Genomic DNA, 22,193 nt, shown 5'->3' with positions numbered 1-22,193 from the left:
CGTCGGAACCAGTTCGAGGGACTCAGGCACGATGGCCTGAGCTAGCTCGATCTCGTTTTCCAAAACAACCAGTTCGATCAGGGACCGATGCTGGGCGGGTTGTCCAGCAAGAAGTCGCGAGGACCGCGGTGGGTATAGTAAGGGTACGCGACTTGGGCAGACGGCGCACCTGCAGTGAATGGCTGGCCTTGCATTTGAGCCGCCGCTCCGTGACCCAACAGGCCCGGATTCAAGTGCGAGCTGTAGTCCAAGCCACCTTGTTGCCAACCGAGTGGACCGGCTTCGCAGCCAGTCCGGCAACCGGTTTTGCAACCCATCAGGCGACCGCGGGTTTTACCCAACAGTCCGCCATTTCCAACGCGACCGCACGAGCCGCTGCTGCATGCGCCGTTTCCGCAAGACGAGTCACCACATCCGCAATCGCTCGATGCGGCACCGCAGTTGCCAGTCGAGCATCCGCCGCGAGTGTTGTGGTGAAGGCATCCGGTGCTGATCATCAGCATTCCGGCCATCGATCCGAGTAAGAGCCAACGATTCATTCCGAACCCTTCCATCCAATATGAATTGGGTGCCGAGAACAAACGCCTCGGCACGTGATACGAGCTTTTCTTTCACCTTTCGTTTCGGCCGTTGACACCGATTCGATGCACACAATCGCACCAACCGCGCCAGAAGTCGGACGGGGTTGGCGGCAAGGTTTACCTAAATTGACAATCGCGGCTTCACGCGGTGTTGTCGACATCAGTGGCCCACCCGAGGTTCGCGGCGGAGATGACTGGCAAAACCACGCCCCACAGCCGTTTTGCCGGGTTTCCATATTGAAACTGCGTGCAAAGATCGCGGGTCCGCGTTAGGCTGAGATGTCCGAACAACTTCGGCACACCTAGGATTGCAATCGAGAAGGTGTCGCAAGTTACCCAGAACGAAAGCCACCATTCGCAGGCAGGGATCATGACTATCCAGACGCCCGCCATCGCGCCGGACGAGCCATTCCCCGACGAGCCAGGGCCGAACGAGACGGTCTCAGATCATTTTGCAGCGATCCAAGAGTTTGGCTCCGATCTTCCGGCGGAACGCCCCGGGCGAGTGCTGAATTGGTTCCGCCAAATCGTGACGCTGCTGGGCATCACCGTTTTCCACGGCACGCTCGCCTTCATCGCCAGCATGTGCTTTATCGTGACGGTGCGGTTCGTCTTTTTCTCATCCCGGGTGGATGCATACGGGACGCTCTTGTTTGTTGGTTCCGTGATCGTTGGTGGGCTCGTTGCTTTGACGCAACTGACGATTGTGTGCCGCTACGAGGAGTACCCGTTTCACCTGCTGTTGGCCCGTCGCCTTCGCCGAGTGATCGCCGTTCGTTCCAATCCGGTCGTTCGCCCGAGTGACGATGGCGCGAGGTTCTGTGAGATTGTTCCGCAAGAACGATGGAATCGGTTGCGGTTGGAAACAGCTTCCGACCTTGTCTGGGTTCGCGTCGACGAAAACGGAGTTTGGATGGAAGGAGATCGGCATCGCTATCACTTCGGGCCAAATTCAATCCTTGGCGCGATCCCACAATCATTCACGCCCGCGGGTGGTTGGACGCAATTGCACGCGGCAATGATTTATGTTCGCACCGCAGATGGTCCCGAGGAATTCCCGTTGGTCTATCGCGATTTTCAATTCGCGAACATGAAGTCGGCTGACCGGCGACGCCAAAGGGATGCAATGGTCGATGCAATCTGCGAGATCGCACGAGGCAGTGAATACGAACCAATCTCAGTGCCTGGCCTATCGAACGAAGCGCATCTGTCAGTCGTTCAAGCGAACGACAATCCCTACGCCCCGCCGCGAATGACATCGAACACTGGAGTCTGACGGTCGCTTGTGGTCAGTCAGATACTTGGTAGCTGGCGAGGAATATTTCGACGGTGGATTCGACGATGCAGTCCCGCTTCTTCTTGCTAGGCGGGGATTCGCCGTTGACGATGGTTGGCCAAAAAGCAAACGTCATCAACATTCCAACGAATTGCTTGGCCGCAAATTCTGTGTTCGTGTGATTCAAGCATCCCGCGGCGTGCGCGTCGTCAAGCCAATGCTCGACGCGTCGGTGAAAGCGACGATGATCGATTTTCTTCCCGACTTCAGGCTCGGCGAGGACTCGAGATATCCCGGCCCGAGCCAAGGCGACCACCGATTGCGATGTCATGAATTGCACCTCAACGAGAGCGAGCTCGATCAGTTGTTCTCGTAAGTCACGAGTCGGGTCGAATGAACAAACGGGCAGCAGCTCGGCTTTCTGAGTCAGCTCTTCGATGATGGCGTCGAACAGAGCTTCCTTGCTGTCAAAGTGGTTGTAGAGCGTTCGTTTGCTCACTTTCGCGGTCGCTGCGATCACATTCATGCTGGTCGAAAAGTAACCTCGGGTTTGAAACTCCGTCGCTGCAGCCTGGACAATCGCGGCGCGTTTGCGATCAGTCAGCTTCAGTGGGCTGGGCTCAGAGGTCTCTTTGGAACGGTTGGGCAAAACTTGCTCCTGCCGGTTTACTTTTGGGGACTGCGATGTAGAGTACACCGCCGGGTGTACTTATTGCAGATGCATTGTGCGAACGCCAGAGACGTTTCACCGCAACGGCGACCGGATTGTGCCGCTTTTTCCGGTTCCGAGCAGCCTCAACCGCTGCTGGTGACACGTCACCCTTCTGAGTCCGTCTTATATAACGAGCTGCCGTGTTTGATCGATTCCATCCGCTTCGCGGTCCATTCGCCGTCGGCTTCGCAGTGCTGACGCTCATCGCTTCGGGGTGTTCCAGCGAACCGACAACCTCGAACGAACAAGTCGAAAAGCCGCCTAAGCCGGTGACCACGATGACTCTGCGTCAAAGCAGCCCATCGTACCAGCACCACACCACCGCGTCGGTTGCACCTTGGAAAGCCGAACGAATTGCGTTCGAACAAGCCGGCCGTGTGGTCCAGGTGATCGAGCCCAACGAAATGGTGACGGGTATCGGCAACGGTCGAGTCGGCGTGCCGCTGGCCAGGCTGAACGATGAGCAATTTCAAATCGCGGTCGACGCAGCCGAAGCCGATGCGGCGGTTGCGCAGCGTCGACGAGACGCGAATCTGATCACGATTGAGCGTCGATTGCCCAGTCGAATTCGAACGGCCGAAGCTGAGTTGCAGTTGGCTGAGAGAGAACTGGCTCGAGCTCAAAAGTTGTCACGTTCCAATGCCATGTCAGGATCGGAACTGGACACCACACGAACCCGAGCGTCGACTGCACAATTGCAAGTCGACAGTGCAACTGCTGAGTTGGCACAGGCCGACGCTGAACAACTGGCACTGGACGCTCAAGTTCAACAAGCCAATCAGCGGTTGGCAGAAGCCAAACGGAACCTTCGCAACACGACCTTGTACAGCTCCTTCCCCGGCCAAGTCGCCGAAGTGCATGCGGTCCCGGGAACGTATGTCAAAGAAGGTGATCCGATTGTGACCGTGCAAATGGTCGACCCGATGATGGTCGAGTTCGAAGTCACGGCTGCCAATTCCCGTCGCTATCAACGCGGCGACACGCTCGGTGTGACCGTCACCCGTCGAGACGGCGTTCAAAGGCAAGTCACCGGCATGGTTTACACGGTTGACTCGATTGCGGATGCGAACACTCGGACGTTCACGGTTTCATTGCACGTCCGGAATCAACAGGAAAGCAGTGTCGAACTTTCTGAATCAACCGCGAGCAAGCTGAAGACCAAGGACATCTTTCCGTTGAACATCGGACCGATTGTCACCGGCGATCGACGCTTGCTAGTCGAGCAACGTTGCATTCACCGGATCGGCGATGAGGCCTTTGTTTGGAAAGTCACCAATCGAGCTTGGAGCCAACTTTCGGACACTATGAATCGTGATTTGAACGTCCAGCGTTTGAAGGTGAATCTGCTCAGCGATGTGATTCCGTTTCTGGGAACATGGAACTTTGTGGCGATCGAGTTCGCTGATCCTTCCGCAATCGATTTGGAAGATGATCTCATCACCGGCCAGTTGCTGACTCTGGATGGGAATCAAATTCGTCCGGAAGTCCTGTCGCGTTGGGAATCCGGAAGCGTGGTTTTGGAGCAGACACGCTGGATGCTGCGTTCGGGTGACACCGTTCGAGTCGCGTTGATCCCCGACAATTCCAACGTGGGTTTCTATGTGCCTATGAAGGCCGTTCGCAAAGAAGACGGAGCAAACTTTGTGCACGTGCTCGATGACACGCTAGCGGAGCCGACTGCGAAGCGAGTGCAGGTTCGCGTCACGGCCGAAGACACGGTGGCCGACGATTCGTTGATCCTGTGCATTGAACCGGTTCAAGCCGACGAATTGGTTGATGGATCCAACGTCGTTGTCCGGGGCACGCACTACCTCGACGACGGCGATCGAGTTCGAGTCGTCCCGACACCTCAAGCATCGGCGGTTGCCCAATGAATCGTCTGCCCGCATTTGCCGTTTCGCGGCCAACGGTCGTGATCACTTTCGTGTTGATGTTTGTCTGCTGGGGCATCCTTGCTGCGCTAACGATGCCGCGTCGTGAAGACCCTGAATTCACGCTGAAAATCTGTGTTGTTTCCGCCCGATGGCCAGGGGCGTCCGCTGAAAAGATGGAAGAGTTGGTCACGGACCCATTGGAAGAAGCGATCGATGGGATCGAGGAAGTTCGGCTGATTCGGTCAACGTCCAGCAGCGAACAAACCGTGATCTTTGTTGAACTGGAGGAGTGGTTGCCAGGGGCGAAGATCGACGACGCTTGGGATCGCGTCCGAGCTCGGGTGGAGAATGTCCCGATGCCGGATCCCGTGGTGGTTCCGTTCGTGAACGATGAATTCGCGGACACCAGCGTCATCCTGTTCGCGGTCCATCAACAACCGGACGAAGAAACCAATTCAATCGACCCGCGATTCGCTTACTCGGATCGTGAACTGGACATCTACTCCGAACGCATTCGCGATGCATTGCGATTGCTGCCGGGGGTTGCCAAAGTGGAACGTCATGGCGTCCGCGAAGAAGCGATCTATGTTGAGACCGACGAACGCAATTGGTCCAAGTTGGAACTGACGATCGACCAAATCGCCGCTCTGGCGAAGGCTCAAAACATTGTTGAACCTGGGGGCCGCATCGACGCGGGAGATGGACGCTTCTTCGTGAAGCCCGCTGGGGAAGTCAACGCGCTCGCAGAAATCAACCGCTTGGTCGTCAGCGGAGTGCCGTCGCGAGGCGGAGTCAACCCGATTCACTTGGAAGACATGGGGCTTCGCGTCCGCCGCGGTTATGTGGACCCGCCGACGCGAATTTGCCGATACGGAGATGTCGATTTCGAAGCGACAGCCAACGTCGTTGCGGTTCAAATGAAATCAGGAGCAAACATTGTCGATATTTGCAGCAGTGCGAAACAGCGTATCGTTGAACTTCGAAACAGCGGTGCACTGCCGCCTGATTTAGCGGTTCCGATCATTTCAGATCAATCCGACAGTGTGAATCAACGTCTTCGCGAAGTCGTGTTCAACATCATCTCGGCGATCGTGATTGTGGTCGTTGTTGTCTACCTTGTCGTTGGGTTTCGCACCGCAGCAGTGATGGCCGCGAACATTCCATTCGTGGTGCTGACGTCGCTCGCGATTGTGACCTTGTTCGGTGTCCAGTTGGAGCAGATGTCGCTGGCGTCGATGATCATTTCGCTGGGATTGCTGGTCGACAATGCGGTCCAAATCTGCGACCAAGCTCGAACAAATCAAATCGCCGGGATGCCGCCCAAAGAAGCTGCCGTTCACGGAGCCCAAACGTTGGGCAAATCAATGTTGAACGGAACGTTGACTACCATCGCTGCGTTTGTACCGATGCTGATAGCGATGGATGGGGTCAATCGCGAATTCATTTACAGTTTACCGACAACGCTTTCGGTGATGCTGGCAGTGAGCTGGGTCTTAGCGATGACGTTTTGTGTGATCTTGGCAGCCTGGTTCATTCGTCCGCCCAAGGACCCGAGCAAACCCACGGCTCCGTTGCCCTGGTTGATGGCCAAGATCGGCTCTTCGAAACTCGCTAGTCGATTCGGTCGCCAACCATCAGTTGCGACTGATTCCGCAGGTCAACCGATCGGCCAGACCGCTGGATCGAATCAAGTCGCCGAAGCCAACGGATTTTTCTTTCGCGTCTATGGTTCGTCGCTGCGTTGGGCGCTCAAGCATCGCTTCGTTACGATGGCGGGTGCCTTCGGCGTACTCTTGGCAACGACCCAGTTGCCGATCTCCGCGGAGTTCTTCCCACTCACGCAACGCAATCAATTTGCCGTTGAAGTTTGGTTGCCGGAGTCATCCTCGATCGCCCAAACCAACGAAGTCGCTCGTCAAGTCGAGGACGTGATTCGCCGCTGCAGTTCGTTCACGAATGAAGAGGGTGAACAGGACGATCGTCTGCTGAACATGCGCACGATGGTCGGTGGCGGCGGTGCTCGTTGGTACCTGTCTTGGGAACCCGAGGCGTTGAAACCCAACTTTGCGGAAATCTTGATTCAAACCACTGATGGGCGTCGAACGCATGATTTCGCAGAAGAGCTGCGCCGTGTCATCACGCACGGCGACGAAGATTTAGGGCTTCAGCCAATCGTAGGTGCTCGAGTGGTTCCGATTGAGTTGTTCTTGGGCCCGCCCGCCGATCCGGTTGTCTTGCGAGTCGTGGGCAATGGTTTCGCGAATATGAAAACGCTCCGAGACTCTGCGAATCGTATCAAGAAGATGGTCGATTCCGATCCGGATACGATTTCACTCAATGATTCTTGGGGAGTCAGCAGTCAAGAATTGTATGTTGACGTGGAATCCGATCGTGCCAATCTGGCTCGGGTCAGCAACGCTGAAGTCGCAAGCACGCTGGATACGTACTTCTCCGGTCGACTGTTGACCTACTACCGCGAGGGCGAGCACCAGGTGCCCGTGTACTTCCGGTTGGAACCCGAGAGTCGCTCGTTATCGGCAATCGCGAACGCGCATGTGGAAACCAGTCAGGGCAAACTACCGCTGGCATCCATCGCCACTGTTATCCCTCAGTGGCGTCCCGCCTTGATCGATCGTCGCGACGGAAATCGAACCATCGAAGTGCGGTCGCAAGTGAAGTTTGGTGCTTCGGGGAACGATATCACGATGGGCGTTTTCAACTCACCTGAGATGAAAGAGTTGCAAGGTGAGTTGCCCGATGGATTCAAAGTTGAAGTTGGTGGCGCACTCGAGGAGTCGCAGAAGGCTCAGTGGAAAATGTTGAAATCGTTCGGGATGTCCTTCGTCGCAATCATCATTTTGCTGATTGTTCAGTTCAACAGTCTGTTCCGAACATCGATCATCATCGCGACGTTGCCTTTGGCTCTCGCGGGTGCGTTGATTGGGTTGTGGCTGACCAACAGTGCGTTCGGGTTCATGCCGCAGCTCGGTGTGCTCGCGTTGTTTGGGATCGTGCTGAACGCAGCGATTCTATTCGTCGAATTCGCGGACATGTCGGTTGCGGAACGAAATGCAAATGACTCCGATGACGCCGACGCGAGCGAGGCGTTCAATCAGGCGATCGTTGCCGCAGGCCAGCAACGATTGACCGCGATTTTCCTGACCACGGCCACCACGGTCGGCGGATTGATCCCGCTGGCGCTCGATGGCGGGCCGCTTTGGGAAGGAATGGCGTGGCTGCTGGTTTCAGGGCTCAGCTTTGCAACGTTGTTGACTTTGATCGTCGTTCCGGTGCTGTATTCCTTCGGCCGGAGATGGAGCCCGTCGTAGATCACGTGCCCGAGTCAGCGTCATCCTTTGAGATCCGGTCATCGTCTCGTGCCGCGAAAAAGCCCCAGCAATAGGCGGGGACGAGTTGGCCGTGGATTTTGCTGTGGACGATCGATGCCGCGAACCAAATCAGAATCATTGTTCCGATCGGTGGTGTGAAATCAATGATTTTGTAGGAACGCAGTCCAATCGGAATGACAATGATTCCGATGAAGCTAGCGGTCCAGGACCATGACTCTCGTCCCCAGTCGCGAATCGTGAGGTAGTTGCGGCAGTGCTTGCAATATCCAAATGGGAACGCGAAACGATAGAAGCCGACCGGTTGCTCGCAAACAGGACAATCGTGCGTCAGGTTCGCTGGCGCGGTCTCAGGCGGCTGGTACGGGTTTGGCATGTGAAAGTGAAGGAAGCAAGCACGGGGAGTGATCCACAATCATATCAGGAACGATTGCGGCTCGGCGTTGCTTCGATTCGCTCGTCACTCATCGCTTTTGGGAGCTGGCAAGCCAATTGATCCCGAGGTCATGTACGTCGCCCAGAACAACGGTTGATTCCCATTGATGCTTTGCGACTCTTCATCGGCTTTTCCGAGTAGCGGTTCTCCAGTGACGGAAAGGTCCGCTTGCCGAAGCAGCGAAACTCCGCGTCGGGTGGCGGACGCAAGCGAGGTATGAGGTGTTTCGTTGATCAATTCGCCGATCACGGTGGCGGCGGAGTTGCCGCCGGTGACCCAGCGGCTGAGAGTGATTTCCTTGACCCCGCTGCATCGAAGCGCGGCCAGGGGAAAGAAAATCTCGGAGCCATCGCCGAGCTTGGCCGCGCCGGCTGCTGTTCGGTATCCGGGTAGTGCAACTGTTCTTGGGCCGCCAGCGGGCAAACGCACCCAACCGAACAATTGATCCCACGGTCCGTTGGCGTCGGATCGCGGTGTGGAGGTGCTAGTCGGGATAGTTGTGGTGGCCATCGGCGCGGCAACGTTGGGTGTCAGAGGTGAGGCGACGACCAAGTGTGCCACTCCCAGTCCCACTCGATCGGTCGGCGGCGCTGAGCCGAGGGTCCACTTCAGGGGATCGTCCGCCGCGGCCAGCATCTCCTCGATCATTTGGTCATTCAGTTCTTTTTGACGAGGTGCGAAGAACGTTCCCGCCATCACGGCAACGCGGTTCGCTTCACTCGCCGAACCGACTTCGCGAAGTGCCAAGCCTGGGGTGGGAGCGTAGCTGATTTCGATCGTGTCGGCCCAGAGTTGGCCAGGTGATTCGGGGTCGACGTCGGCGGCGTCTTCGGGCGCGTCGTCGTTCTCTTCGGCTGTCACGTCCGGTCCATCGCTGGCGGGTAACAACTCAAACGGCAAGTACCAAAGCGGGCCGTCCGGAACAATCACCAAATTCTCCAGTCCTGTTTCGTTCCAACCCGAATTGGATGGGAATAGCATCTCTTTCAGTTTGGCGGCGGTGTCTCGCCATGATTCATCATCGGGAAGACGCTTGCCACGAGAGCGGTTGGCGCCGATCTCGGCCAACAGCTTCGAAATCATCGTTGGGATGCGTCGTCCGGCAGGTGAGATCCACCCCGTCGTGTTGCCATCGCGAGAAAGCGTGGCGACCAATCGAGGGCCGTCGACGACAAAGGTCAGCAATCCTGTTCCAGGTGGCAACGACGCGGCGTCTTCGGACGCGACGGGTGGTGGGCAAATCGCGGGAATTCGCAAACGTTGAAGAGCGATCTGCGTGACCAGCGATTCCTGCAGGCTAGCGACCGCGGCGTTGCGAGGTTCGGTGTCGTCCGCGCCTTCGCGAAGGGATGCTTGGACTTTCTGGCGAAGGTCGGCGATCATCGGTGAGGGCTGCACGACCAAGTCCTTTGCCGACGGCCAGAACGATTCCGCCGGGTCGGTCACCAGCGATCGAACGTCCATCAGTCGACCTCGAAGTGGCAATGCGGAAGCCAACCGAGCCGCGTGGATTCGGTCCGTGGATTTGAGCACATCGATGCCGTTGTTTTCTGCGACGGCCAATTCCAATCGGCCGCGGTGCAGAGGCGTTGAATCAAGCCCAATCAACGCGATTGCGTCCACGGGATCTCGTCGCCAGGTTGGCATCGAAACTGGTGATGTGAAGTATGTGAGAAGGCTCTTCGACGACTGGTTGCCGATCGATCGGCCCATCATGGATTGAACAAGACTCAACTGGTAGTGAGAGGGCATCGAGATGACCGGACGATTGCGGTCACGTCGGTTGTTGACGAACTCGTTGAGCGATCCCATCGCATTGGAAAGCTTTCCGTCAGGACCGCCGAGCGATTCGCCCCGGGCAGCCGCGATGCGAGCGGCAACGTAGGCGCCGTAGGCTTCCAAGCGAGGGAATTCCACATCGCGGCGTGATGCGATTTCGATGGCAAGCGTCATGGCTTCCGCGGCCGCGTCAACTCGCCCGGCGCTGATCGCAGCGTCCGCGGCAACGAGATAGCAATGAAGCGAAGCGAGCCGCGATTCGCGAATCAGTGTGCGTCCGGCGAGCAGGGAGGTTTGTTCCACCTTTCCATATTGTTGAGGCCCCGCGGCACCCACGGCCAATTGCAACGCCTCGCCAATGAATTCGTATTGCTCCAAAGCCGCTGCTGAATTGACGGCTCGTTGGCTGGTCGCGACCAAGCCGGATGCGACATTCGGATCCAGGTTCCCGTTGGCATCGCCGGAGACGCCGACCGACATCCCGGCCAGCAACATCAGCGGCGTCATCGGGTGCACCGCACCGCCGAGCGTGGCGTACTTGCCAACTCGATCGACAACCGTTGAGTCTTCTCCGACAGCGATTTGTCCGACGCCACGCATTGCGCCGATCAACGAACGACCGCCTGGCGAATTCAAGCCCTGCGGATACTTGGTCGACTCCATCAGTTCGGCGGCCAAGGGTTCTTGTGCCGACAGTTCTCCCATCACGACACGTCGTCGGTACATCATCAACGCGATTGATCGCATGATCTCGATCGCGTCGATGCGTTTCAAATTTTGACTTTCGATCGCCCCGCCTTGTTGCAGGCGTTGTTCGGTCATGACGTCGCCGCTTCGAAGCATCAATCCTTTTGGAACGGGGGCAAGCCGAACAGCGTTGGCTTCCGGCCAAAGGTTGGTTGCGCCGGCTCGGATCGCGCCGCCTTGATTCAAGCTGGTCCAGTCAATCGCGCCCAACCAACCGCGATTGCGAACCGTGATCTGCATACCGGCGTCCAGGTGCGTTCGGCAAAGCGGGAGGTGCCCCAAGTGCCAGTAGCATTCCGCAAGCATTGCATGGACCGGAATCGCGTCGATCCACTTGCCGTTGATGTCGGTTCGAGAGCTGCGAAGTGCGGACTCGAACGCATTGATCGCGTTCTTCAGGTCGCCGTCGCGATAGATTTCCAGACCGGTGTAGTAGGTTTGCGGCGGGTACTGTTTGCCAGTGTTTGCTCCGCCAAGAACCTGGGCGTGGGTGGAACGCGAAGAAGCGCAGAGCAGTGCTGCGATCATCGCGAGCGAGAGAAGTGTCCAAGATCTTTGAGAGGTTGATGTTGGGTGCACGGTCATGCCAGCAAAGCGATGGGAAGGAAACATGGGTTCCATTCTATCCGCGAAGCCCGATCGGGACGAATGAATCGCTTGCCGGGGGATGAGAGAATCCGTGATCCCTTCCGTGTACAGCAGCCGAACCGGTTATGCTGATTGCATGAATTCCGACGTCGACCATGCCGTTACGCCAAACCCCTACGCGACGGGCCCTCTGGAAGAGGGAGAGGACGAGGACCGCGAGTTATTGCTCGATGACCCCTTGGACGAAAAGCCTTTTCCGTCGCTGCCATACACCGTCTTTCGGTGGACGCTGGTCTGCAGCATTGCGGCGATACCCAGTTTCGTGGTTGGGTTGAGTGTCACACAGGGGCAGGTTCTGGCGATGGTCACTGGGGTAGTGATCTTCGCTGCCGGCTATGTCTGGGCGGACTTGGTCACGCGGGCTCGTCCATGGCGACGTTACCGGAACATGACGATCACTTTGCGGACCGTTTACGTTCTTCGGCTGGTGGCTTCAGTGATTTTTCCCGCGGGAATGTTCCTGGATATGTTCACGGGGATGTTCGCGGTTTTGCTTGTCGGCTCGGTCACGCAGGCAGATGCTACTACCGGGTTTGGTTACATCACCACTGTCTTCACAACACTGGTTCAAGGCATTCTGCTGAACGTGCTTTTGATGGTGCTCGCCCTGTGCGTCTACCCGATCGTACGACTGACGGGACGATCGCGTGAAAGCCGGAAGCGGCGGGAACTTGGCCGCGGCGATCAGACGCCGTCGGAATCCGATTCGGAATCGCTCGCAAATCCTTTGCTGTCCTCGTCCGAGTCATCTTCGTCGGAGCCTTCGTTGCGATAGTAGGTTCGCAAGCTTTTCGGAAGCGGATCGAACGCCAGTTGATCGGGTAGGATTCCCTGTGTCTTGGCCATTCGCAACAGCGACAAGGCGTCGCCATAGCCGCCACCGACCTCGGTCAAGCCTTCCAGCATGGCAGCGAGTGTGTTGTCGACTTCTGCAAAGGCGTCGTCCTTGCCAGCTTGGAAACGACTGATTCGAAGCTGTCCAGATTCTGGAACCGAACGAATCATGATCCCGGAAGGGCCCAAGAAGAACGTTTCGATTTGCAGTGGTTGGACATCGCCAAACAGTACGATCTCGGGTTTACGACGCAGCGAAACGACCACGGCAGGCGTTGCTGTCGATGGGACTTGATACAGTCGGTATGTGCCACGCAAGTTTTGGCCGGCTAGCTTTTGTTTGCCGTCTTCGCGATTGCGGAGCGTGTTGAATCCGCCGTAGCGAGTTTCCAAGCTCGGCTCGTCCATCAATCGCGTCAGGCCTTCGACCACGTTGTGGTGCTGCATGTCTTCGAGTGCTTTCAGGGCCGGAGCACGGAAGGCGGGCTCCGCACGAATCGCCGCGATCAAAGGATCCACCGCTTCTTCGCGATCCAAGTAGGCGAGTGCCTCGGCAGCGTAGAAACGAAGTTCCGGATTGGATGATCGGACAGCTTCCAGCAACGTTGGGATGGCAGGTTCGCCGAGACCTTCCAGTTGCAAAGCAGCGTCAGCCGCTTTAGCCGGCAACTTCATCCGTTCGCCCAGTTCGGTGAGGCGGACTTGCGTGTTGGAGGATTCGGGTGCGACGCCGATTGCTCGGACAACGGCCATCAGTCGAGCGACGTTGTGCCGATAGCGAGGATGGACATCCAACTGAATGAAGTCATCTTCGATCGGTTCTGCGATTCCACGACGGGTTGATCCGTCGAAGAAGTAGAAGCGATTGTTGATCGCTTGGGCGATGGCCGCAGACATTTTGACGTGTTGGAAATCGGGCCGAAGAACCAAGCCGAGCTTGCGATCGCTTTGCACGACGCCGCCGGACAAGATCGAGCCTTGAACTCGTAGGGCACCATCTTCTTCGCCTTCGTGATCGGCTCGGGTCAGCACGGGACCGGTCGCAACGGCCAATACATCGCTGCTGCGAACGGCACTGTCTAGGACCTTTTGGTGACGAAGCCGAGTATCAAGCAACCAACCGCCATGCAAGTCGATCGCTTCGGTCTTGGGTGGTGTCAGGATTTCCAGGTCCAGTGTGTCGCCACGTCGTGCACCTGGGCGAATGGTGCCGCGAACCTGAACGAGTGCGGTGTCGTTGCGTTCTAGGAATTCGTTGGGGTTGGGGATCTCTTTGCGTTTCATTTCCTCCAGCAACATGTCGCGAAAACCCGATGGCAGGGCGGGACCGCCGGTTTCGGGCAGAGCGTTGACGATCGCGACGCCATTGACGCGAACGCTTTGCATGCCGTGAGGGATGGCCGCTTCACGCACCAAATCCGGTGGATCAGGAACCTTGAGCAGCTTGGCCAATTTTGGATTGTTCGCCTCGTCGTTCTGGTCGCGTTTCCAGAATGAACTGCATCCACTAGCAGCGGTCAGCGACAGCGTGATCCACACAAAACCGAATCGGCAGCGTTGGAGAGCGGTAGTTGCGTTCATGAGCGTACGAATGCGTTCGTCGTAAGTTGATTGGCCACGATTACTTGAGGAAGTAACCAATCGGGAGAACGTGGCACAAGAGCAGACCGAAACCGAATTCGACGTCACCAGATCGGTCGTCTTTCGGCGGATCGAGACAATGATTCGACTGCGACGGTGGACACACTGTTAAACTTTCTTGGGAAAGGCGGTCCGTCTGTGGTCCGACCGGCAGTGTTGGATGTCTGCGACTGGACACACGCTTGAACGTTTTGAATTCCTTCTCGAATACATTCCTCCGGCAATTTGAATTGATGCTTGGTTTTTGTTTTCTCCGCGAAGACTGTTTGGTCACGAAACTTCGCCGCCTGAGTGTGCTTTGTGTCATCGTGTGCGCCGGTCTGGCATCACCGCAGAAAGCCGCCGCCACCGAACTCGCGAAAAGTTCGTCTGAGCAAACAAGTGAGGCTTCAACGGAAAATGTCCGCGCCGTTGAGAAGGGTTGGGAAGTTCTGACCCGGAAGCCGTTGCTGCCGAGCGATTTCTCTCAGAAAGTGATCGAAGACATCTGGCGGAGTTGGCCCGACGAGGCTCGTGCGGAGGTGGAGAACGCTTCGCCGGAAGATCGACTGCGATCGATCTACCACCGCTACGGTTTGTCCGAGCGACCGGAACTGACGGTGCGTGACGATGGAATCGCGATGTTCCAAATGCCGAAGGAGCAGGACGTTGTCGGCCCGCCGATGCAGTACGTCGTCGACGAGGACGGTGACTGGACAATGAATTGTCTGTCCTGTCACGGAGGTTCCGTCTATGGCGTGCCGACGCCCGGTGCACCCAACAACCGCTACGCCCTGCAGACACTCACCGAAGAAGTTCGTGGGACCAAGTTCCGTCTGGGCAAACCACTGGGACGAATGGAGTTGGGATCACTGGTCATTCCATTGGGCACAACGAATGGGACCACCAATGCAGTGGTCTTTGGAATGGGGCTGATGCAGTACCGGGATTCGCATCTGAACGTCGTTCCGAACACGCCTCAGGCTTTTGTTCATCATGACATGGACGCTCCACCGTGGTGGCACTTTCACAAACGCCCGTATCTTTACATCGATGGATTTGCGCAAAAGGGGCATCGCGGCTTGATGCAGTTCACATTGGTCCCCGAAAATGGCCCCGATTTCTATCGCGATCACGAAGACGACTTCCGAAACGTTTTCGCCTTTTTATCGTCATTGCGTGCACCGAAGTATGACGGCCCGATCGATGAAGACCTCGCCGACACCGGGCGGCATTTGTTCGAACAAACTTGCTCGCGATGTCACGGCACCTACGGGGGAGACGGCGGAAGTTATCCGAATGAAATGGTTGCGATCGATGAGATCGGTACTGATCCGGTCCGCTTCAAGGCCCTTTCGCGCGAAGGTCGCCAGAAGTACGCCGATTCTTGGTTCGCTGAACTCGAACCGGGAAAATCTCAAGAAACGCTGGTCAGTCCCGAAGGTTACGTCGCGCCACCTTTGGATGGTGTTTGGGCCAGCCCACCGTATTTTCACAACGGCAGCGTTCCGACTCTGTGGCACGTGCTTCACCCCGAGGAACGTCCCACTGTTTGGCGACGATCCGAAGAAGCGATCGATCATGACCGCGTTGGTTTTCAGTTCGAACTGGCCGAGAAAGCCCCTGTCTTTCAGCCCGATGTGCTGATTCGGCGCAGCTACTTTGACACACGCCGGTTCGGTAAAAGTGCGGCGGGGCACGACTATCCAAACGAATTGAACGAAGCGGAGAAGCGAGCCGTGTTGGAATACCTCAAAACCCTCTGACACTCTTGCCGCGAATCCACTGAATTTGCTAATGACGAGCCAAACAACTCGCTCGTATCGTTTCGATTCAGGAATTGGTTCCGATGAACAGTTCGCTTCGCCTCGGATTGATCGCAATCCTCGCCGTGGTCTCCTCCGGCCTCGTTTCGCCATCGCCCGCCGTCGCTCAGACCAACCCGTTTTTGCGGATGTTCAAACGCGGAGACAAAGTTCAGGTCGACACGACCACGACCTACAACCTGACTCAAGAAGACGGGCCCTGGTTGATCCTCGCTCATACATTTGTCGGAGCTGGTTCGAAAGAACGAGCCGAACGTTTGGCGTTGGAAATTCGTCAGGAATTGAACCTGCCTTCGTATGTCTACGAAGAAAACTTTGACTTCTCGGGCGAAGTGGAAACTCCCACGTCCACCATCCAAGTTGCTGGCGGATCGACCCGCACTCACCAACGTCGGATGAAGTACGCCAACAGCATTCAGTACGACGCACACGCGGTTCTGGTCGGTGAATACGACCACGCCGAGCACCCGCAAATCGCGGATGACTTGAAACGCATCAAGTCGGCCAAGTTGCCCGTCTTCGGTGACAAAAAAGAAATGGCAGCGGAGACAGATTATCGAAACCCGGTCACCGCGGTCAAAGCTCTGCACCGTCAGTTTGTCAGTCGCAATGGCGACAAAGATCGCGGCGAGATGGGCAGTGCCTTTTTGACTCGCAATCCAATGTTGCCGGACGATTTTTCGCACGCACCGGAAGTGGACTCGTTCGTGCGAAAGCTGAATGAGGACAAGCAATTCAGTTTGCTGGAGTGCGATGGCAAATTCACCGTCGTCGTTCGCACCTTTGAAGGATTCAAAACCATCGTCGATGGAAAGAAGGAGAAGAACTTTCAGCCCAACATCCATCGGCTGGACCGCATGGCAATCGATGCCAACAAAATGGTGGTTGCACTCCGGAAAGATGGCCAGGAGGCTTACCAGTATCATGACCGAACCCGGTCGATCGTGACGATCGGAAGCTTCGAGACGCTTGGCTACGATCTGCCCGGCGGAGGATTCGAATACACTCCCGAAATCAAAGCGATCATGTCGAATTACCGAGCATTCAATGTCGATCCTAGTATCGCCAACCAGGTCAAGAACAGGACCAGCGATGGTTTGGCGGCCAAGCACATCGAGAACATCCCGTTCGATGTTCAGCCCACTGCGATTGCGATTCCAAAAGCAAGCAAACGCAGTTTCTACAGCGCCGCTGTTGGACGCTGATCCGAATGTTTGATCTCGTTCTCGGAACTGGCAACGCGAAAAAGCTCGTCGAGCTTCGAATGATGTTGCCGGAAGACTCGATCGCTTTGACCGCCTTGTCTGAGATTGACGATGCGATCGACGTGGTCGAAGATGGCGAAACGTTTTCCGCGAACGCGGCAAAAAAGGCGACTGAGCAAGCCAAGCATTTGAAACGATGGGTGCTGGCTGAAGACAGTGGGCTATCCGTTGATGCCTTGAAGGGCGAACCGGGAGTCTATTCGGCACGTTACGCCGGAACTCATGGCGACGACGAAGCCAACAACGAGAAATTGTTGCGAGAATTGGCCGATGTTCCCGTGGACCGTCGCGGGGCCCAATTCAATTGTCACCTGTGCCTGTCCGATCCCGACGGCAACGTTCGGTTGGCTGAGTCAGGAATCTGTCGCGGCCGAATCGCGATGGAACGAAGCGGCGGCGCGGGATTTGGATACGACCCGTTGTTCGTGATCCCGGAATACCACAAGACATTTGGTGAGCTGAACTTGACCGTGAAGCGTGCCCTCAGTCATCGCTCGCGAGCCCTGCGGATTTTCATCCCGCAGTTGCTGCGTCTCGTTCAGTCAAGTTCGACTTCCGCGTAGGTCTCTTCACTTTCCCAAAGGCGGACCTTGTATGCGGTCGCGCCGGAGTCGCCCAGAATCTTCGGGCAAATTTGCTCCAGGAAATGCTTGGCCATGTTTTCGGCGGTGGGATTGCTGTCCAGCTCATAAATGCGATGGGGCTCGGAGCTGCGAATCGCGTCCAAGCCGTTTTGGTCTTTTTCCCACAGCACGAACGTGTGGTCCCAGTTCTCGTCGATCCAGTCTTTGCAACGAGTCTTCAGTTGTTTGAAGTCCAGGATCCGACCCACCGCGTCTTGCTCCGCTCCGGTCACGTAGACCTCGAGAACGTAGTTGTGACCGTGCAGGTTCTGGCATTTTCCTTCGTGCCCGACCAATCGGTGACCGGCGCAGAACGAAAAGCGTCGCATGATTCGAATGGACAAATGCGGGTTTCCTAGATCGTAGGGCGTTTTGGACGGGTGGGAGGCGTGATTTTTACCGCCAGTCAAACTGCCGGCTGCCGCGATTCATTTTGCGGACGGCGGTCGCAGTGACATCATTGACGACCGCAAAGGTGGCAGCGGAGCCGCTTGCGTTGTTTCGTTGCGTGTGTCGGCAAAGGGTTTCTGATCGAAATGACTTTGTCGACCCCCACAATCCGATCCAAGAGAGGAATGGGATTCGTTTCGTCCCAGGATTCGCGTGATTCTGTATACACTCGGTTGGCGAAAGGTCTCTCGGCTGCCATAATGAGCGTTCCCCCTTCACTGGAGGTCCCCTGGTGGAAACTGAACCAGCATTGAGCGTGCCAAATTGAGCACGCGTTGGTGCCAGCGTCGTCGACCCGGTGTCTCCATCCTTCCTGCCTATGACGGAGCCCATTCTCGGTGGCCAAGTTTTTGCTTTCCCCTTTGCGTTTGGCTGTCGGATGGGGAATCTCACCCCGGCTGCTCGGAACGATCGCGGTGGTCATGCTGACCCTTCTCCGTCTCACCGTCGGCTGGCACTTCATCAGTGAAGGCATCGACAAATACCAGGCTGGGAATTGGTCCGCGAAACCATTCTTTGCCAACGCTCGTGGCCCCTTCGCCGGACATTTCCGCCAAATGGTGTGGGATTACGACGGCACGATGCGGCTGGATGTTGACCAAACCAAGATCACTTGGGCCTACTATCGCGATCAAATCTCCGATCACTACGGATTTGATGAAAAGCAAGAGGCAGAAGCGCACAACAACTACAGCATTGCTGCGAAGCAATACGAGCAGGTTCTTCAGCTCAATGCGAACGAGGTCCAGGAGTTTGAACTCGGGCTTGAACGCGTCGAAGAACTCGACGGCGACTCGGTTGCGTCGGGCGTCAGCTCATTAAGCGGGCAACGCGAAAGCGTTCGCAAGGAGTTGTCGCAGAAGATCGCTCCAGTGTTTTCTCAAATCGATGCGATCTGGGAAAACTACGAAATCGCACAAAACAAAGTCGCTTCGGAGGAACAACGTGAGCAACGTCTTGCGTATCCACTTGTGCGTCCACGCTTGCAGATGATGGACACCAGCGTGATTGATTCGATCGTGCCTTACTTTGACATGCTGGTGGGCTGGTGCCTGCTGCTTGGGCTGTTCACACCCGTAGCCGCGTTAGCAGCAGCCGGTTTTCTCGGTTCAGTCTTCTTGAGTCAGTATCCACCGGTGACCGGGCCGACATCCAGCAATTATCAGCTGATCGAGTGCATGGCTTGTCTGGTGCTTGCCGCCACAGGCGCTGGTCGTTTCGCCGGCCTCGATTTCTTTCTGCATCTCATTATTCGAAAATTCAACGGCGACAACGCCGCAACTGCGTGACCGGGAGTCCTAGCAAATGGTAGATAAACTCAACGCCGATCAAAAAGAAGTCGGCTCACACAATTACTATTCCGCCGTCGGCAGTTACTACGACGTCAACCGTCGTGACTTCCTGCGTGGCATCGTTGCCACCGGTGCCGTCAGTGGTGCCGGCCTTGGTGCGGCTTACTTCGGTTACGGAAAGGTCACCGACCCCGTCCGCGTTGCGGTCATCGGAACCGGTGACGAAGGAAACGTTCTAATCGGCGGCTGCAACCCCGAGTATGTGGACGTCAAAGCAATCTGCGACATTCGTCCCTTCAGTCAATTCCGTGCTTTCCACGGTGACTGGTCTTCTCCATCGGCTCTGAAACGCCGCCCGGGTTTGATCAGCGTTGCTGGTTACAAAGACGAAGCGGAAGCTCGTAAGAACGTCAAGGTTTACGACGGATCCAACGGCGGCATCATGGCTTGCCTTGACGATCCCGATATCGAAGCGGTGATCATCGCATTGCCACTTTGGTTGCACGCTCCCGTCGCCGCTCAAGCGATGGAACGTGGCCTGCACGTGCTGACTGAAAAGCTGATGGCACACAACGTGGCTCAGTGCAAAGTCATGTCGCGAATGGCCGGCAGCATGGAAGACAAGAACGGCAACCCGCTGCACTTGGCGACCGGTCACCAACGTCACTACAACGTGAAGTACCAAGACGCGATCAACCTGATCCGTTGGGGATTGCTGGGCCAACTGCACCATATCCGTGCTCAGTGGCACCGTAGCAATGTGCCAGGTGCGGACAGCTGGTCGATGCCGATTCCCGGTGGCGAAATGGTCAACGGAAAGAACTTCGACAAGATCGCCAAGGACATCGAGTACCGCAAAAAGAAGCTTTCGGAAACGACTGATCCGGACGAGATGATTCGTCTGCAGATGGAAATCGAGCAGTGGACGGCTTGGGACGCGGACAAGAATGTCGATCCGAAAGAATTCGGATACGAAGGTTTCTCGGTCGGCGACAAAACGTTCAGCGCGATGGAAGAACTCCACCGTTGGCGATTGTTCAACCGCACGGGTGCCGGCCTGATGGCGGAACTCGGTAGTCACCAGCTCGACGCCGTGAGCATCTTCCTCAGCTCGTTGCGTGATGACAAGAAGAAGGTTCATCCGCTCAGCGTTCATGCGGTTGGCGGACGCCACATCATGCCGGTTGACCGAGAAGTCGGTGACCACGTCTACTGCATGTTTGAGTTCCCTGGGCCGGAATACAGCAGCACCTTCGACGTCGGTTATTACGACCGCGTGGAACGTTACCCCAACCCGGAAAGCCCCGGAAACGGTCCCGTTGCCGGTTATGAAACCGATCCGAACAAGAAGGTTGTTGTGACCTACTCGTCGATCAACGGCAACGGATTTGGTGGCTGGGGCGAAGTTGTCATGGGCACGAAGGGAACGTTGGTCCTGGACAAGGAAACCGACGTTTATCTCTACCGAAACAGCGACACCAGCAGCAAAGCCGGTGTGGTCAAGAAGGATGCTGGATTCGCATTGGACACATCCGCCAGTGGCGACTACGCCGCGCCGGTTGCCCAAGCTGCTTCGTCCGGTCCTGTCAGTCGTGGTTACCGCGAAGAGATTGAGCACTGGGCCTACTGCATCCGCAACCCTGACGGTGAAAACAAACCTCGCTGTTACCCCGAGGTCGCAATGGGCGACGCGGTCATCGCGTTGGGAACCAACGTGGCTCTGAAGCGTTCGGCCAAGGGCGAAAGCGGTTATCTGCAGTTCAAGGAAGAGTGGTTCGACATCGACAACGATGCGACTCCAGACGATAGCGACATCGCTGCGGAAACCGAGTTCATGAAAAAACCTGTGGCATAGCCCCCAGCAAATTTCCAATGACGAACAACACGGCGGCCTCTTGGTCGCCGTGTTTTTTCATGGAATCCCGACACGCAATGCCTCCCGTACGATGGCCTTCCAAGGCCCTCGAATTGGAAACCCGACGCGTCAGCGAGGCCAATGCGGCATGCCCAACGCCGGCCCCGTCCGGGGCGACCTTTTGTTTATTGTGATCGCTCTCGGGGCTTCCGCCCCGATCTAAGCAAGTCGGCCCCATCCGGGGCGAAGATTGCGGCCGAGTGCTCTCCGGTTCGTGCCCCGCATCGCCTCAACCGCCCTGATTTTTCAAATTCCAATTGTCAATTTCACTTTTTCAATCGATCCCCCATCTCATCGCTCGCCACCTCTCGCCGCTCCGCGGCTTGTCCGAGCAAGGGGGTGACGCCCGAGACCTCGGGTTGAAAACCCGAGGCTGACAACTGCCACCGCTCCGCGGTTATTCGCCCCCCGAACACACCCAGTCGCGGAGCGACGGAATCCGAATGCCTTGGGTTTTCAACCCAAGGTCATACTTGGCGACAGACCGACGAGAGCGCCCGCATGATCGTCTCGGATGACCAAGGCAAAACCTGGTCATGTCGCGGAGCGTGCAATGTCCCGAAAGATGTGCGGGCTTTCGATGAGCACATGTTCGTTGAGCGGAACGGCAAATCGATCTTGCTGCTTGCTCGTACCAACTATGGGATTGGCGAGAGCGTTTCGACCGACCGAGGCAAGACTTGGCCCGAGCTGACACCGTCGGAAATTGTTCACCCCAGTGCCCGCTTCTTCATTCGAAGGCTCACGTCGGGCAACCTTCTTTTGGTCAAACATGGGCCCATCGATCAGAAAACCAGTCGTTCGAATCTGATGGCCTTCATCTATGACTGCCACCGAACAAGTGACCGGCACGTTCTTCTCGCGAGCTTTCGAGAGGAAGATGCCGCTTCGGGGAAACCAGTCACGGGCTCGGTGAAATTGCGACAGGTGGTCAGCGACGCATCCGGAGAATAGCTCGGTGTTCTTGC

16 protein-coding genes are annotated in these 22,193 nt (G+C 56.7%); 10 read left to right on the top strand and 6 right to left on the bottom strand.

Annotated features, from left to right (window positions below; translation table 11 throughout):
• Nucleotides 1-77: 77 nt before the first annotated feature.
• On the bottom strand, nt 78-539 hold the full coding sequence (locus tag CEE69_RS29670) for a hypothetical protein (RefSeq protein ID WP_233215784.1): 462 nt from the start codon (nt 537-539) through the stop codon (nt 78-80).
• A gap of 412 nt (nt 540-951) precedes the next feature.
• Between CEE69_RS29670 and CEE69_RS29660 the strand changes: the two genes are divergently transcribed.
• Nucleotides 952-1,857, top strand: coding sequence for a hypothetical protein (locus CEE69_RS29660; protein WP_233215783.1), 906 nt, complete (start codon nt 952-954; stop codon nt 1,855-1,857).
• A 13-nt stretch (nt 1,858-1,870) separates the two neighbouring features.
• On the opposite strand, the gene CEE69_RS29655 is transcribed toward CEE69_RS29660, so the two are convergent.
• A complete protein-coding gene (locus CEE69_RS29655) occupies nt 1,871-2,437 on the bottom strand; it encodes a TetR/AcrR family transcriptional regulator (RefSeq protein ID WP_390180011.1) in 567 nt (188 codons plus the stop codon).
• 410 nt (nt 2,438-2,847) lie between these two features.
• On the opposite strand from CEE69_RS29655, the gene CEE69_RS29650 reads away from it, so the two are divergent.
• Nucleotides 2,848-4,443 (top strand): efflux RND transporter periplasmic adaptor subunit, encoded by a 1,596-nt coding sequence (locus CEE69_RS29650; RefSeq protein ID WP_099264159.1) that lies wholly within the window; start codon nt 2,848-2,850, stop codon nt 4,441-4,443.
• Entirely contained in the window at nt 4,440-7,772 is a 3,333-nt protein-coding gene (locus tag CEE69_RS29645) for an efflux RND transporter permease subunit (protein WP_099264141.1), read from the top strand. Before CEE69_RS29650 ends, CEE69_RS29645 begins: the two co-directional genes overlap by 4 nt.
• Nucleotide 7,773: 1 nt before the next feature.
• Here CEE69_RS29645 and CEE69_RS29640 read toward each other — a convergent pair whose 3' ends face one another.
• Nucleotides 7,774-8,166 (bottom strand): hypothetical protein, encoded by a 393-nt coding sequence (locus CEE69_RS29640; RefSeq protein ID WP_099264140.1) that lies wholly within the window; start codon nt 8,164-8,166, stop codon nt 7,774-7,776.
• Nucleotides 8,167-8,250: 84 nt separating this feature from the next.
• The gene (locus tag CEE69_RS29635; RefSeq protein ID WP_099264139.1) at nt 8,251-11,373 is read right to left on the bottom strand and encodes a hypothetical protein; all 3,123 of its coding nucleotides are present in this window, start codon (nt 11,371-11,373) and stop codon (nt 8,251-8,253) included.
• Nucleotides 11,374-11,431: 58 nt separating this feature from the next.
• Here CEE69_RS29635 and CEE69_RS29630 point away from each other — a divergent pair, with 58 nt between their 5' ends.
• Nucleotides 11,432-12,175 carry a hypothetical protein gene (locus tag CEE69_RS29630; protein WP_158231104.1) on the top strand — a complete coding sequence of 248 codons (744 nt, stop codon included), beginning with the start codon at nt 11,432-11,434 and terminating at the stop codon, nt 12,173-12,175.
• Here CEE69_RS29630 and CEE69_RS29625 read toward each other — a convergent pair.
• Nucleotides 12,085-13,815, bottom strand: a complete 1,731-nt coding sequence (locus tag CEE69_RS29625; protein ID WP_199169987.1) for a HEAT repeat domain-containing protein — start codon at nt 13,813-13,815, stop codon at nt 12,085-12,087. The two genes, CEE69_RS29630 and CEE69_RS29625, sit on opposite strands and share 91 nt — an antisense overlap.
• Before the next feature lie 293 nt (nt 13,816-14,108).
• Here CEE69_RS29625 and CEE69_RS29620 point away from each other — a divergent pair, with 293 nt between their 5' ends.
• The 3 genes from CEE69_RS29620 (at nt 14,109) to rdgB (ending at nt 17,508) form a co-directional block, all read left to right on the top strand.
• On the top strand, nt 14,109-15,620 hold the full coding sequence (locus CEE69_RS29620; RefSeq protein WP_233215781.1) for a c-type cytochrome: 1,512 nt from the start codon (nt 14,109-14,111) through the stop codon (nt 15,618-15,620).
• Between the two features lie 83 nt (nt 15,621-15,703).
• The gene (locus CEE69_RS29615; protein WP_099264137.1) at nt 15,704-16,885 is read left to right on the top strand and encodes a hypothetical protein; all 1,182 of its coding nucleotides are present in this window, start codon (nt 15,704-15,706) and stop codon (nt 16,883-16,885) included.
• 5 nt (nt 16,886-16,890) lie between these two features.
• The gene (rdgB, locus tag CEE69_RS29610) at nt 16,891-17,508 is read left to right on the top strand and encodes an RdgB/HAM1 family non-canonical purine NTP pyrophosphatase (RefSeq protein ID WP_099264136.1); all 618 of its coding nucleotides are present in this window, start codon (nt 16,891-16,893) and stop codon (nt 17,506-17,508) included.
• Here rdgB and queD read toward each other — a convergent pair.
• Nucleotides 17,484-17,897 (bottom strand): 6-carboxytetrahydropterin synthase QueD, encoded by a 414-nt coding sequence (gene queD / locus CEE69_RS29605; RefSeq protein WP_099264135.1) that lies wholly within the window; start codon nt 17,895-17,897, stop codon nt 17,484-17,486. The genes rdgB and queD overlap by 25 nt on opposite strands.
• Nucleotides 17,898-18,356: 459 nt before the next feature.
• Here queD and CEE69_RS29600 point away from each other — a divergent pair, with 459 nt between their 5' ends.
• From CEE69_RS29600 to CEE69_RS29585, 3 genes are all read left to right on the top strand, one after another.
• The gene (locus CEE69_RS29600) at nt 18,357-19,307 is read left to right on the top strand and encodes a hypothetical protein (protein WP_099264134.1); all 951 of its coding nucleotides are present in this window, start codon (nt 18,357-18,359) and stop codon (nt 19,305-19,307) included.
• A 16-nt stretch (nt 19,308-19,323) separates the two neighbouring features.
• Nucleotides 19,324-21,165, top strand: a complete 1,842-nt coding sequence (locus CEE69_RS29595) for a Gfo/Idh/MocA family protein (protein WP_099264133.1) — start codon at nt 19,324-19,326, stop codon at nt 21,163-21,165.
• A 459-nt stretch (nt 21,166-21,624) separates the two neighbouring features.
• Nucleotides 21,625-22,179: a sialidase family protein gene (locus CEE69_RS29585; protein WP_390180010.1), complete on the top strand. Its 555-nt coding sequence runs from the start codon at nt 21,625-21,627 to the stop codon at nt 22,177-22,179.
• Nucleotides 22,180-22,193: the final 14 nt, after the last annotated feature.

It is taken from the genome of Rhodopirellula bahusiensis, assembly GCF_002727185.1.
Lineage (GTDB): Bacteria > Planctomycetota > Planctomycetia > Pirellulales > Pirellulaceae > Rhodopirellula > Rhodopirellula bahusiensis.
The sequence above is the reverse complement of the archived record's forward strand: the minus strand, read 5'-3'. Positions and strand labels throughout refer to the sequence as shown.

What these genes read in the sequence shown, in the direction of transcription:
- CEE69_RS29635 (WP_099264139.1), bottom strand. Translation starts at nt 11,373, where the DNA reads ATGGAACCCATGTTTCCTTCCCATCGCTTTGCTGGCATGACCGTGCAC.
- CEE69_RS29625 (WP_199169987.1), bottom strand. Translation starts at nt 13,815, where the DNA reads ATGAACGCAACTACCGCTCTCCAACGCTGCCGATTCGGTTTTGTGTGG.
- rdgB (WP_099264136.1), top strand. Translation starts at nt 16,891, where the DNA reads ATGTTTGATCTCGTTCTCGGAACTGGCAACGCGAAAAAGCTCGTCGAG.
- CEE69_RS29595 (WP_099264133.1), top strand. Translation starts at nt 19,324, where the DNA reads ATGGTAGATAAACTCAACGCCGATCAAAAAGAAGTCGGCTCACACAAT.
- CEE69_RS29650 (WP_099264159.1), top strand. Translation starts at nt 2,848, where the DNA reads ATGACTCTGCGTCAAAGCAGCCCATCGTACCAGCACCACACCACCGCG.
- CEE69_RS29640 (WP_099264140.1), bottom strand. Translation starts at nt 8,166, where the DNA reads ATGCCAAACCCGTACCAGCCGCCTGAGACCGCGCCAGCGAACCTGACG.
- CEE69_RS29660 (WP_233215783.1), top strand. Translation starts at nt 952, where the DNA reads ATGACTATCCAGACGCCCGCCATCGCGCCGGACGAGCCATTCCCCGAC.
- CEE69_RS29645 (WP_099264141.1), top strand. Translation starts at nt 4,440, where the DNA reads ATGAATCGTCTGCCCGCATTTGCCGTTTCGCGGCCAACGGTCGTGATC.
- CEE69_RS29615 (WP_099264137.1), top strand. Translation starts at nt 15,704, where the DNA reads ATGAACAGTTCGCTTCGCCTCGGATTGATCGCAATCCTCGCCGTGGTC.
- queD (WP_099264135.1), bottom strand. Translation starts at nt 17,897, where the DNA reads ATGCGACGCTTTTCGTTCTGCGCCGGTCACCGATTGGTCGGGCACGAA.
- CEE69_RS29670 (WP_233215784.1), bottom strand. Translation starts at nt 539, where the DNA reads ATGAATCGTTGGCTCTTACTCGGATCGATGGCCGGAATGCTGATGATC.
- CEE69_RS29620 (WP_233215781.1), top strand. Translation starts at nt 14,109, where the DNA reads ATGCTTGGTTTTTGTTTTCTCCGCGAAGACTGTTTGGTCACGAAACTT.